This window comes from Inquilinus sp. YAF38 (assembly GCF_052113205.1).
GTDB lineage: Bacteria > Pseudomonadota > Alphaproteobacteria > DSM-16000 > Inquilinaceae > Inquilinus.
On record NZ_JBFRCU010000137.1, the window covers coordinates 1 to 12,353 of the forward strand.

The window sequence follows — 12,353 nt, forward strand, 5'->3', positions numbered from 1 at the left end:
CCCTGGTCGCGACCGGGGCGGCGCTGGCCGCCAGCGGCCATGCCAGCGCCGCCGCGCCGCAGATCCTGACCCGGCCGGCGGTCTTCCTGCACGCCATCGGCATCGCCATCTGGGCCGGGGCGCTGCTGCCGCTGGGGCTGCATCTGCGTGCCGGCGGGCCGGAGGCCGCGGCGGCGCTGCGCCGCTTCTCCGCCCTGATCCCTTTTGCCGTCCTGCCGCTGGCGGCGGCCGGCATCCTGCTGGCCGTGGTCCAGCTCGGCCATGTCTCGGCGCTGTGGACCACCGCCTATGGCTGCGTCTTCCTGGTCAAGCTGGCGCTGCTGCTGGCGCTGTTCGGCCTGGCTGGGCTGAACCGCTGGCGCCTGACCGCCCCGGCCGAAGCCGGCGACCGCCGGGCCGTGCGGCGGTTGGCCCGCTCGGTCGCGATCGAGACGGCGCTGGTGTTGGCGATCTTCGCCGCGGCCGCGACCTGGCGCTTCACCCCGCCGCCGCGTGCGCTGGCGGAGGCCGACGCCCGGCCGGCCGCGATCCACATCCACACCGCTCCGGCGATGGCCGACCTGGCCATCACCCCCGGCCGGACCGGACCGGTCGCGGCCTCGATCGTGGTGCTGACCGGCGATTTCGGGCCGCTGGACGCGAAGGAGGTGACGCTGGTGCTGTCCAACCCCGCCGCCGGGATCGAGCCGATCCGGCGCAAGGCGGCCAAGAGCGACGACGGCAGTTGGCGGGTCGACGGGCTGATCATCCCGGTGCCGGGCCGCTGGACCGCGCGGATCGACGTGCTGATCTCGGATTTCGAGATCGCCAAGCTGGAGGACGTGATCGATATCCGGCCTTAATGGATCCTGGACTGGCACGAAAATATTGAGCCGTCATGGCGAGCCGCCCTTTACGCCTATTAGGGGCGTGGCCATCCAGGGCAGCTCGCACCCACTCTGGATGGCCACGTCGCTGCGCTCCTCGCCATGACGAGGGGTGAAGAACCGATCTCAAAGCCCGCTGGTATCAGACAGGCCCGAGCAGGCGCATCACCCAGATGCCGAGGGCGAGCCAGGGGCCGAAGGCGATGGCGGTGTGCCGTGACAGTTGCCCGCGGGCCGAGGCGAGGGTGACCATCAGCGCCGCCCCGGCGCCAACCAGAATCACCCAGGGCAAAGCCTGCCAGCCGAGCCAGGCGCCGCCGGCCGCCAGCAGCTTGGCGTCGCCGAGGCCGAGCCCGTCGCGGCCGCGCAGCCGGCGATAAGCGACGGCGAGGCTGGCGAAGAGGAGATAGCCGACGGCGGCACCGATCGCCCGGTCCGCCGGCGGGACGCCTGGCTCGACCAGCGCCGCGAGCAGCCCGGCCACGACCAGCGGCAAGGTCAGCATGTCCGGCAGCAGCCCGGTGCGGCGGTCGATGGCGCCGAGCAGCAGCAGCCCCCAGCCGAGCAGGCAGGTGCCGGGCATCAGGGCGGCGTCGCCGGCCAGCGCCAAGAGCGCGATGCCGATCGCCGCCAGCTCGATCACCGGATGGGACGGATCGATGACGCCGCCGCAGCTGCGGCAGCGGCCGCGCAGGCCGACCCAGCTGAGCACCGGCACCAGGTCACGCAGCGCCAGCGGCTGCCGGCAATGGTCGCAGCGCGAGCGGTCGACCAGCAGGCCGCGGACATCGTCCGGCAGGCGATGCGCCGCGGCGGCGAGAAAGCTGCCGACGATCGGCGAGACGGCGAGCAGCCCGATCTGGACCGGGGTCACGCCGCTATGGTCGCAGCGGACGCGGCTGCCCGCCGGCGGTGCGCGGCCGCAGCGCCTGCATCCGCGAGCGCAGCTCCTCGGCGATCGCCTGGGCGTCGGCGGCGTTGCGGATCACCCGCGGGGTGATGAACACGACCAGCTCGGTCCGGTCCCGGCTGTTGGTGGTCGAGGAGAACAGGTTGCCGAGCAGCGGGATGTCCTGCAGCACCGGCACGCCGCCGCGCCCGTTCTGCTGGTTCTCCTGGATCAGTCCGCCCAGCACCACGGTCTGGCCGTTGGCGACCGAGACGATCGAGCCGATGCGGCGGGTCGAGATCGTCGGCGCCAGCGCGTCGGCCTCGCTGGAGGCGGCGTTCTCGACGATGCTCGAGACCTCCTGCTGCACGTCCATGCTGACGTCGCTGTTGGAGTTGATCCGCGGCGTCACCTTCAGGATCACGCCGGTGTCCTTGTACTCGATGTTGCTGATCACCGGCGAATTGGCGTCGTTGGTCGACTGGCTCTGCTGGGTCCGCACCGGCACCTGGTTGCCGACCTGCAGCCGTGCCGTCTGGTTGTTCAGCACCGCCAAGGTCGGGGCCGAGACCACCTTGACGTTGGTGATCGAGGAGAGCGCGTTGAGGACCACCCGCGACCCGGCGCCGGAAATCACCACGTTCAGGCCGCTGCCCACGGTCGGCTGCGGCGCGACCGATTGCCCGCTCGCCGGGGTACCGGTGGTGAAGCCGCCGGAGAAGTTGCCGGATTCGAGGTAATACTGGACGCCGTATTGCAGCCGGTCGTTCAGCGTCACCTCGGCGATCGTCGCCTCGATCACCACCTGCAGCGGGCTGGCGTCGATCGCGCGCAGCGCCGATTCGATCAGCCGGAACGCCGCCGGCCGGGCGCGGATCAGGAGCGCGTTCTTGTCCCGGTCCGGCACCACCCGCACCTCGCCCAGCCTGTCGAGCTTGAACACCGCCGCCTTGCCGGCCTGGGCGCCGGCGAGGCCGAGGATCGAGGCGTCGCCTTCCTTCTGCTGGGCATTGAAATCGATCGGCGCGAATTGCGACGTTGTGCCCGTGCCCGTCTGCCCCGAGGCGGGCTGACCGGTGTTGCCCGTGGTGCCGGTGCCGGCCGCATTGGCCTGGTCGGTGCCGTTGCTGCTGCTGGTGTTGAGGCCGAGGCCGCGGGYGACGTCCGAGCCGAGCTCATCGTCGAAGGGCGAGGCGCCGGCCTCGTCGACCTTGCCGAAGGCTTGGCCCAGCACCCGCGCCATGTTCGCCGCGGTGCCGTTCTGCACCATGTAGACGTAGACCCGCTCCTCGTCGGAATCGCCCTGGTCCAACCGCCGGATCCAGCGGCCGGCCTCGTTCAGCTTGTCGACGCGGGAGGACACCACCAGCACGGCGTTCAGCCGCTCGACCGGCATGAAGTTGATCAGCCCCTTCAGCGGGCCGCGGTCGGGCGCGCCGCCGAACACGGCGCTGAGCTCCTTGATCACCGCCTCGGGCTGCGCCTGCTTCAGCGGAAAGATCCCGGACGACATGCCGCGCAGCCAGTCGACATCGAAGGACTGCACGGTGGCGCCGAGCGCCGCCCGGTCGCCGCTGGTGCCGGAGATCAGCACCAGGTTGCGGGTCGGGTCGACGCGCACCAGCTCCGGATTGGTCGCGGGTGCGATCAGCGGGCCGATGGTCTCGGCCGAGACGTTGCGCAGCGGGATGATGGTGATGCCGTAGCCAGCCGGCAGCGGCTTCGGGTCGCTGCCGAGCTGCAGCACGGTACGGCCGGACACCGCCTCGCCCAGCGGCACGATGCGATACCCGGCCCGGGCGTCCTGCACCAGCGCGGCGCCGGTGGCGCGCAGCACCGTCTCCAGCATCGCGACCAGGTCGTCCGGCTTGATCGGCCCCTGGGTCGACAGCGTCACCGTGCCGGTGACCCTGGGATCGATGGTGTAGGGCTGGTGCAGCAGGTCGCCCAGCACCGCCTGCACCACCTGGGCCAGGTCGGCATTGTTGAAATTGACCTGGTAGCCGCCGGGCTGCGCCTGGATCGGCGCGCCCATCGCCGCCGGCTCGCCCGGGACCGCGTCGATGCCGGGATACACCTGGGCCTGGCGCACCGGCTGGGTCCGGCCGGTCGAAGACACCACATTGGAGCGTGAGCGGGCGTCGGCGGGCGCGGCCAGGGACCGGTTGGCCAGGTCGTCGAACATCGAGGGCGCTTGGTCCGGCTTCTGCTGCCCGCACGAGATCAGCGCGAGCAGCAGCGGAACCCCAAGGATTCTGAAGGAAAACACCCTGAAACCCACTGAAGACATCCCCCGCTGCAACGCCGAGCCATAACCGACCGGCCCCCGCACCACAAGTGACAAGCGCAGTGGGCCTCGATTCGAGCAGAATTGTTGCATTCATGTTAAGTTTTATTGAAATCGGCCGAGCAACCTATTGATAAGACAAAAACATTTCGTTTGACCGCCGTCCCGGCACCGCCGAGATTGCCGGTCGCCCGCCGTCCGGCGATGATGGGATGCGCGCGGCTGCGTTGGGGGACCGGCACCGGAAGGGCAATGTTGAGACCGCTCCTGGATATTCTCGTCGAGCTCGGGAAGCTGGGCCCCGAGGATCGGGCGCGTGTGTCGCGCCTGCAGGAGAATTCGAGTGACGGCGTGCCGGCGCTGCTGTCCAAGCTGGGGCTGGTGTCCGGCCGCGACCAGGCGCTGGCCCTGTCGCTGCAGCATGGCGTGCCGCTGGTCGGCCGCGACGCCTTTCCTCCGGCGCCGCTGTTCGACGGCAGGCTGTCATCGCGCTTCCTGCGTGAATCCCGGGTCCTGCCGCTGGCCGAGGCCGAGGACGGCGTGGTTCTGGCCATGGCCGATCCGGGCGACGCTTATGCCCGCCAGGCGGTGGAGCTGGCGACGCGCCGGCCGGTCCGCCCCTGCGTCGCCGCCACCGAGGATCTGGATGACGCCTTCGCCCGCTACTTCGACAGCGGCCGGTCCGCGGTCGAGCGCATCGTCGACGACATCGGGGCCGAGACCGAGGAAGCGGCCGGCGATCCGGACGTGCAGCATCTGCGCGACCTGGCGCAGGAGGCGCCGGTCATCCGCCTGGTCAACCAGATCTTCAGCGACGCGATCCGGATGCACGCCTCGGACATCCATGTCGAATGCTACCGCGACGAGGTGAAGGTCCGCTACCGCATCCACGGCCTGCTGCGCGAGATGAAGGCGCCGCCAGTGCGGCTGGCCCCGGCGCTGATCAGCCGGATCAAGATCCTGTCGAAGCTGGACATCGCCGAGCGCCGGCTGCCGCAGGACGGGCGCGCCCGCTTCACCGTCGGCGGCCGCAGCATGGACATGCGCGTCGCCACCGTGCCGACCCTGCATGGCGAGAACGTCGTCATCCGCCTGCTCGACACCGCCGGCATGGACATCGAGCTGTCCGCGATCGGCTTCGCGCCGGAGGTCGAGGCGCTGCTGATGAAGCAGCTGGCGCGGCCGCACGGCATCCTGCTGGTCACCGGCCCGACCGGCAGCGGCAAGACCACGACCCTATACGGCGCGCTGCGGATCCTGAACCAGCCGAGCCGCAAGATCCTGACCGTCGAGGATCCAGTCGAATACCAGATCAAGGGCGTCAACCAGATCAACGTCCGCCCCCAGATCGGCCTCGACTTCGCCCGGGTGCTGCGGTCCTGCATGCGCCACGACCCGGACGTGATCATGGTCGGCGAGATCCGCGACGGCGAGACCGCGAACATCGCGGTGCATGCCGCGCTGACCGGACACCTGGTGCTGTCGACGCTGCACACCAACAGCGCCACCGGGTCGATCAACCGGCTGCTCGACATGCATGTCGACGGCTATCTGCTGACCTCGACCATCGCCGGGGTGATCGGCCAGCGCCTGGTGCGGCGGCTGTGCCCGGAATGCCGCCGCCCGGTCGACACCCCGGCCGGGCTGGTGGAGCGCGCCGCCGCCGCCCGGCCGCTGGCGGCGGCGACGCCGCAGCTGTACGAGGCCGTCGGCTGCAGCGCCTGCGACGACCTCGGCTACACCAGCCGGATCGGCATCTTCGAGTATTTCGTCCCGGACGACGAGATCCGCGAGCTGCTGCGCGACCGCATCTCCACCGCCGCCCTGACCCAGGCGGCGCGCCGGGCCGGCATGGTCACGATGTATGAGGACGGGCTGCACAAATGCCTGGCCGGCCTTACCACGCTGGACGAGGTCCACCGCGTCACCGAGGAGTGGTGAGGCGATGCCGGTCTTCGCATACAAGGCGATCGATGGCAGCGGCGCGGTGGTCGAGGGCCGGGCCGAGGCGGCGGACGAGGCCGGCCTGACGGCGAAGCTGGAGGCGACGGGCATCCTGCCGCTGAGCATGGCGCCGGTGCGGGCCCAGGCCGCCGGCCGCAGCAGCACCGCGGCCGGCGGCCTGGGGCGCCGCCGCGGACCGAAGCCCGGCGACATCACGACGATGACGCGCGAGCTGGCGATCCTGGTGGCCGCCGGCCAGCCGCTGGAGCAGGCGCTGGTGACGCTGGCGCACGGCACCGGCCCGATCGCCGCCCTGTCTGGCCAGGTGCTGGCGCGGGTGCGAGCCGGCGCCAGCCTGAGCACGGCCCTGGAGGAGCAGGGGCCGGTGTTCCCGCGGCTGTATGTCAACATGGTCCGGGCCGGCGAGAGCTCCGGCACGCTCGACGTGGTGCTGGAGCGGCTGGCCGAGCTGCGCGAGCGCGGCGAGAAGACCCGCGAGATGGTGGTCTCGGCCATGCTGTACCCGGCCATCCTGGTCGTCGTCTCGCTGTCTTCCGTGTTCCTGCTGCTGACCTTCGTGGTGCCGCAGTTCGAGACCATCTTCAAGGATGCCGGGGCGGCGCTGCCGACGCCGACCGCCATCGTCATCGCCATCGGCCGCTTCTGCCAGGACTATGGCTGGATGGTCGGCCTCGGCGTCGTCGCCGCGGTGATCGCGGTGCGCCGCATCCTGGCCCAGCCCGGGCCGCGCCTGGCCTGGGACCGCGCCATGCTGCGCCTGCCGCTGATCGGCCCGCTGGTTCGCACCCTGGCGACTGCCCGGTTCTGCCGCACCCTGTCGACCCTGGTCGGCAACGGCGTCGACCTGCCCTCGGCCATCGCCCTGTCGCGCGACGTGGTCTCGAACACCGCGGTCAGCGCGGCGATGGAGACCGTCATCACCGGCGTGCGGCAAGGGCGCGGGCTGGCCGACCCGCTGGCCGAGATCGGCATCTTCCCGCCGCTCGCCGTGCAGATGCTGCGGGTCGGCGAGGAGACGGGGCGGATCGACATGACCTCGGCGCATGTCGCCGACGCCTATGAGCGCAAGCTGGAAGCCGCGATCAAGCGGCTGGTCACGCTGGTCGAGCCGGCCCTGATCATCATCCTCGGCCTGGCGGTGGGCGGCATCGTCATGTCCATTCTGCTGGCCGTAATCAGCATCAACGACCTCGCCTTCTGAGAGACCATGCCCGAGCTTCCGAACCACACGTCCGCCATCCGCCGCAGCCGCCAGGCCGGCTTCACCCTGATCGAGCTGCTGGTCGTGCTCGTCATCCTCGGCCTCTTGGCCGGGCTGGTGGGGCCGCGGATCCTGTCCTATCTGGGCGGCGCCCGGGCGGATTCGGCGCGGCTGCAGATCGAGAACTTCAAATCCGCGCTCGACCTCTATGCCATCGATGTCGGCGGCTATCCGACCACCGCCCAGGGGCTGAAGGCGCTGATGGCCAACCCCGGCGGGGTGCGCGGCTGGAACGGGCCGTATCTGCGCAGCAACGCGCTGCCGGACGATCCGTGGGGCAGCGCCTACAACTACCGGGCGCCGGGGCAGCACGGCGCATTCGACCTGTACTCGCTGGGCGCCGACAAGCGGGAGGGCGGCAGCAGCGATGACGCCGACATCACCAGCTGGTGATCGGGCCTCGGCCCGGACCGACCGCGGCTTCACCCTCCTGGAGCTGCTGGTGGTCCTGGTCATCCTCGGCGTCGTGGCGGCGCTGGTGCCGCCGATGCTGGCGCGCGGCTCGGCCCAGGCCCAGCTGAAGCGCACCGTGGCGACGCTAGCGTCGGAGCTGCGGCAGGCGCGCAGCGACGCCATCCTGCGCGACGGGCCGCAGGGCGTGGTGATCGACCCGGTCGGCCGCAGCTTCGGCCCGGTCGCGGCGCCGCTGCGCCACCGCATCGCCGACGGCATCGCGGTCGACGTCACCAGCGCCGGGATCGCCGCCGACCCCGACGGCCGGCCGGGCATCCGCTTCCTGCCGGACGGAAGGTCGACCGGCGGCACCATCCGCCTAGCCGGCCAGGGCCGCGCCTACCGGGTCGAGGTCAACTGGCTGACCGGCCGGGTGCGGATCGTGGAGGCCGGCGATGAAACGTGAGCGCGGCTTCACCTTGATCGAGGTGGTGGTCGCCCTGACCATCCTGGGGCTGATCCTGACCGTGATCTTCCGGATCTTCGGCACCGGGCTGACCGGCCTGGCCCGCGCCGACGGGCTGCAGCGCGCCGCCATCGTCGCCGAGGGGCTGGCGGCGCAGCTGGACAGCCTGCCGACGCCGCTGCGCATCGGCGCCACGGCGTCCGGCGAGACCGATGACGGCTATCGCTGGCGGATCGTCGCCGATGGCTGGGACCAGGCGCCGCGCCAGACCGTGACCGTGGGCGGGCGCCAGGCCCGGCTGGCCCGGCTGCGCATCGCCGTCGAGGCCGCGTCGAGCCCGCGCTTCGAGATGACCACCCTGGCGCTGGTGGCGGTGCAATGAGCGCCCCCGACCAGCGCGGCTTCACGCTGCTCGAGACCATCATCGCCATGGTGGTGCTGGCGCTGATCATGGTGCTGCTGACCGGAGGCCTGCGCTTCGTCACCGCCGGCTGGGACCGCGGCGCCCGGGCGGTCGAGGCGTCGGAGACCATCGCTTTGGTGCAGTCGACGCTGCGGCGCGAAGCGGCGGCGGCAAGGCGCCTGACCTGGCAGGCCCAGCCCGGCGCCAAGCCTGCCGCCACCTTCCGCGGCGATGCCGACCGGGTCGGGCTGGTGGTGGCCGATCCCGGCTTCCCGAGCGAACCCGGCCTGGCCGTCGCCTTCTTCTATGTCGATGTGCAGCCCGGCCAGTCGACCCTGCGCTATTCCCGCGCCCGCTTCAACCCGCGGCTCGGCAGCTTCGCCGAGGCCAAGCCGACCGACGACCTGGTCCTGAGCCGGGGGCCTGTCCAGTACAGCTTCGACTATTTCGGCACCGTGCCCGGCGAGCAGCGGCCGCGCTGGATCTCGCCCTGGCCGGACCTGGAGGCGCCGCCGCGGCTGATCCGCCTGCGCAGCCGCGACGCTGAGGGCTTGGCAGCGTGGCCCGACATCGTGGTGCCCCTGTCGGTCGACCTCGAAGCCGCCTGCGTCCGCACCATCACGGCGACGACCGGCCCCACCCCGGATGCGCAGCAGCCGGCGGGACAGAACGCGCCGTCAGGGCCGCAGGCCGGCCAGCCGCCGCGACGGCAGCAGCCCCCGCGCCAGCCTCAGGAGGGCACGCAGGCCGCGGCCGAGCCCCCCGGTGCCCCCGCCGCCCCTCCCGCCGCGGGCGCGGACGGTTTCTGCAGCCTGTCGGCCCAGCGCGATGCCAAAGCCGGCTGACCCCCGCCCCGCCGACCCGAGACAACGCCCGGTGGTTCCGGCGTTGCCGCTCCCGCTTGGGCAGCCGCGTGCTTCTTTTGAGTCCCCCCGCAAGGGGAGGGGGGACAATAAGGGGGACGACGCGACGGTCTCTCGGGAGGGCGAGCGCGGCATTGCCCTGGTGATCGTGCTGTGGACGCTGGTCATGCTGGCGATGCTGACCATCGGCTTCAGCCTGAGCAGCCGCACCGAGGCCCGGGTCGCCGCCAACGGCGCCGAGGAGATCCGCCTGCGGGCGCTGCTGCGCGGCGGCGTCGAGCTAGCGGTGCTGGGCCTGGGCACCGCCGATGACGACCGCGGCTGGCGCGCCGACGGCACCCCCTATCCCGCCGAGCTCGGCGATGACCGCATCGTCGTGCGCATCCGCGACGAGGCCGGCCGGGTCGACCTGAACCGGGCCGATGAGGAGACGCTGCAGCGGCTGATCGCGGTGGTGCTGGGCACGCCGGAACAGGCACCGCGCCTGGCGGCAGCGATCCTGCGTCGGCGCGGCGGCGACCAGGGGCGCCACCCGCCCGGCGCGGACCAGGCCGGCCAGCCCGTGAGCCGGCCCGAGCCCACCCGGCCCGCCCCAGCGCCGGATCCGGACGACCCGGCCGCGCTGACGCGCCCGTTCCAGTCGGCCGAGGAGCTGCGCATGGTGCCCGGCATCAGCCGCACCCTGGCCGATGCGCTGATGCCGCTGGTCACCGTCCTGTCACCGGCCGCCGGGATCGACCCCTTCGCCGCCGACCCGCTGGTGCTGCAGGCCCTGCCCGGCGTCACCCGTGCCCAGGCCGAGGCGGTGGTGCGCGCCCGGCAGCAGCGGCCGGCGCCGACGCCGGAGCGGCTGGCCGCGCTGCTGCCGCAGGATCTCGGAGAAAAACTACGCACCGGGCCCGGACCGGTCTACAGCGTCAGCGTCGAGACCGCGACCGCCCGCGGCGCGCGCGGACGGGTCGAGGCGGTGATCTGGGTCGCCGCCGACGGCGAGAGCTTCTATCGTATCCTGGACTGGCGGGAGGCCGGCTTCGGCCGGCGCGTGGGGGAGGACCCGGCATGATCGCCGGCATGGGCCGCCGAGCGGCGGTGTTTCTGCGCTGGTGGGGGCGCGAGCTGGCCGGGCTGGTGCCCGACCGCTGGCTGTTCCGCCCGATGCTGCGCCGGCGCCGGCTGATCCTGCTATGGCGCGAGGACGGCGCCCGGCTGATCGAGACCCGCGGCCGCCGCGTGCTGCGCGAGGTGCCGCTGGGCCATGTCCCGGCCGGCGGCCCGCAGCGGCGTGGCGCCGAGGTGGTGCTGCGCTTCCCGGCCGAGGCCGGGCTGCGCCGCCGCATCATGCTGCCGCGCGAGGCCGAGGCGGCTTTGGGCCGGGTGCTGCGCTTCGAGATCGACCGGCTGACCCCCTGGCCCCCCGGCACCGCCGCCTTCGCCGCCCGCCGGCTGCCCCCGACCGGCGACGCCGCCACCATCGCGGTCGAGCTGACGGCGATGCCGCGCGAGCAGGTCGATTCCGCGGTGCAGGCGGCCCGCGCCGCCGGCTGGATGCCCAATGTGGTCGACCTGGCCGGCGAGGATCCGCTGGCGCCGCCGGGGCCCGATCTGCGCCACGACATCGATGCCGAGCGGCGGCGGGCGCTGCGCCGGCTGGCCTGGCTCGGCGGGCTCGGCCTCGGCGCCCCGGCCGCGATCGCGGCGGCCTGGCTGGCCTGGACCGTCGCGGCGCATTGGGCCGTGGTGTCGGATCTGCGCGCGCAGGTGGCCACGGCCCGGGCCGCGACCGCACCGGCCAGCGCCCTGCAGGCGGAGATCCGGGCGCTGGAGGAGGCCGGCTCCTATCTCGGCGCCCAGCGCCGCGCCACGCCCTATGTCTCGACCCTGATCGAGACCGTCAGCCGGACCCTGCCCGACGGCGCCTGGCTGACCGAGCTGTCGCTGGACCAGGGCACCCTGCGGCTGGGCGGCTTCGCCGATGATGCCGCCAGTCTGATCCCGGTGCTGTCGGCGCTGCCGCAGTTCCAATCCGTCGCCTTTGCCGCGCCGAGCGTGCGCGACCCGCAGCGCGGCCAGGATCGCTTCGCCGTCAGCGCCACGCTGGTGCCGGGGGCGCAGCAGCCATGAATATCGATCTCAGCCCCGCGGCCCGCCGCCTGATCGCCATCGGCCTGCTGCTGCTGGTCTTGGCCGGGCTCGGCCTCGGCTTCGCCGCCGGGGCGGTCGCCATCCGCGACGCCGACGACACCGCCGCCGGGCTGCGGCAGGAGCTGGCGCTGCTGGCCCGGCTGGCGCTGACCCGCGACCGGCTGGAGGAGCGCAAGGCCGCCCTGGTCGCCGCGGCGGGCGGCGAGACCCCGGCGCTGCAGGGCGCCAGCCCGGCGATCGCCGGCGCGGCGCTGCAGCAGCTGGTCTCGGGCGTCGTCGCCGCCCAGGGGGGCCGGATCGACAGCATGACCGTGCTGCCGGCGGTGGCCGATCCCGGCGGCTACAGCCGGGTCGGGCTGCGTGCCAGCTTCGGCGCCCGGATCGAGGCGCTGCGCAACATCCTGCAGGCCTTCGAGGCCGGGGCGCCGCCGCTGTTCATTCCCGCCTTCACCATCCGCACCGAATCGACCGAAGGCGAGGAGGATCCGGAGCTGACGGTCTCGGTCGATGTCTATGGCGTGATGCGCCGGCCGGAGGGCAGCTGACATGGCTTGGCATCCCCTGACCCGGCTCCTGGTCGTGCTCGGTCCCCTCGCGATCGGCGTGTCCTATCTGATCGAGCCGGACGACCCGGCCGCGGTGCCGGCCGTCGTGCGATCCGGCAACGCCCAGGCGGCCCTGCCGCCGGCAGCGCCGGCCGCGGAACCGCCCACGCCCCTGCTGGCGCCGGAGCTGCCGGACCTGACCGAGACGGTGGACCGGCCGCTGTTCAACCCGAGCCGCCGCGGCCCGCAGCCCCCGCCGCCGGAAGCTGAGGC

At 72.7% G+C, this 12,353-nt stretch carries 12 protein-coding genes and 1 pseudogene; 11 read left to right on the forward strand and 2 right to left on the reverse strand.

Annotation, left to right across the window (positions count from 1 at the left end):
* A partial coding sequence (locus AB4Z01_RS34215; protein WP_441701036.1) for a copper resistance D family protein occupies nt 1-842 on the forward strand: 842 nt, incomplete at its 5' end.
* Nucleotides 843-1,008: 166 nt separating this feature from the next.
* On the opposite strand, the gene AB4Z01_RS34220 is transcribed toward AB4Z01_RS34215, so the two are convergent.
* Nucleotides 1,009-1,740: a prepilin peptidase gene (locus tag AB4Z01_RS34220; RefSeq protein WP_441701037.1), complete on the reverse strand. Its 732-nt coding sequence runs from the start codon at nt 1,738-1,740 to the stop codon at nt 1,009-1,011.
* A 4-nt stretch (nt 1,741-1,744) separates the two neighbouring features.
* The gene (gene gspD / locus AB4Z01_RS34225; protein ID WP_441701039.1) at nt 1,745-3,940 is read right to left on the reverse strand and encodes a type II secretion system secretin GspD; all 2,196 of its coding nucleotides are present in this window, start codon (nt 3,938-3,940) and stop codon (nt 1,745-1,747) included.
* A gap of 354 nt (nt 3,941-4,294) precedes the next feature.
* Between gspD and AB4Z01_RS34230 the strand changes: the two genes are divergently transcribed.
* From AB4Z01_RS34230 to AB4Z01_RS34275, 10 genes and pseudogenes are all read left to right on the forward strand, one after another.
* Complete coding sequence (locus AB4Z01_RS34230; RefSeq protein ID WP_441701041.1) at nt 4,295-5,983, forward strand: GspE/PulE family protein; 1,689 nt, start codon at nt 4,295-4,297, stop codon at nt 5,981-5,983.
* A gap of 4 nt (nt 5,984-5,987) precedes the next feature.
* Nucleotides 5,988-7,208, forward strand: a complete 1,221-nt coding sequence (locus AB4Z01_RS34235; RefSeq protein WP_441701043.1) for a type II secretion system F family protein — start codon at nt 5,988-5,990, stop codon at nt 7,206-7,208.
* Between the two features lie 6 nt (nt 7,209-7,214).
* Entirely contained in the window at nt 7,215-7,661 is a 447-nt protein-coding gene (gspG, locus tag AB4Z01_RS34240; RefSeq protein WP_441701045.1) for a type II secretion system major pseudopilin GspG, read from the forward strand.
* Nucleotides 7,636-8,127: a GspH/FimT family pseudopilin gene (locus AB4Z01_RS34245; protein ID WP_441701047.1), complete on the forward strand. Its 492-nt coding sequence runs from the start codon at nt 7,636-7,638 to the stop codon at nt 8,125-8,127. Before gspG ends, AB4Z01_RS34245 begins: the two co-directional genes overlap by 26 nt.
* On the forward strand, nt 8,117-8,509 hold the full coding sequence (locus AB4Z01_RS34250) for a type IV pilus modification PilV family protein (protein WP_441701049.1): 393 nt from the start codon (nt 8,117-8,119) through the stop codon (nt 8,507-8,509). The genes AB4Z01_RS34245 and AB4Z01_RS34250 overlap by 11 nt, the downstream gene beginning before the upstream one ends.
* Entirely contained in the window at nt 8,506-9,375 is an 870-nt protein-coding gene (locus tag AB4Z01_RS34255) for a PulJ/GspJ family protein (protein ID WP_441701051.1), read from the forward strand. Before AB4Z01_RS34250 ends, AB4Z01_RS34255 begins: the two co-directional genes overlap by 4 nt.
* 160 nt (nt 9,376-9,535) lie before the next feature.
* Nucleotides 9,536-10,456 (forward strand): general secretion pathway protein GspK, encoded by a 921-nt coding sequence (locus AB4Z01_RS34260; RefSeq protein ID WP_441701053.1) that lies wholly within the window; start codon nt 9,536-9,538, stop codon nt 10,454-10,456.
* Nucleotides 10,453-11,514: a PilN domain-containing protein gene (locus tag AB4Z01_RS34265; protein WP_441701055.1), complete on the forward strand. Its 1,062-nt coding sequence runs from the start codon at nt 10,453-10,455 to the stop codon at nt 11,512-11,514. Before AB4Z01_RS34260 ends, AB4Z01_RS34265 begins: the two co-directional genes overlap by 4 nt.
* A complete protein-coding gene (gene gspM, locus AB4Z01_RS34270) occupies nt 11,511-12,080 on the forward strand; it encodes a type II secretion system protein GspM (RefSeq protein WP_441701056.1) in 570 nt (189 codons plus the stop codon). The genes AB4Z01_RS34265 and gspM overlap by 4 nt, the downstream gene beginning before the upstream one ends.
* Nucleotide 12,081: 1 nt before the next feature.
* Nucleotides 12,082-12,353, forward strand: a pseudogene (locus AB4Z01_RS34275) (hypothetical protein); the annotation flags it as partial.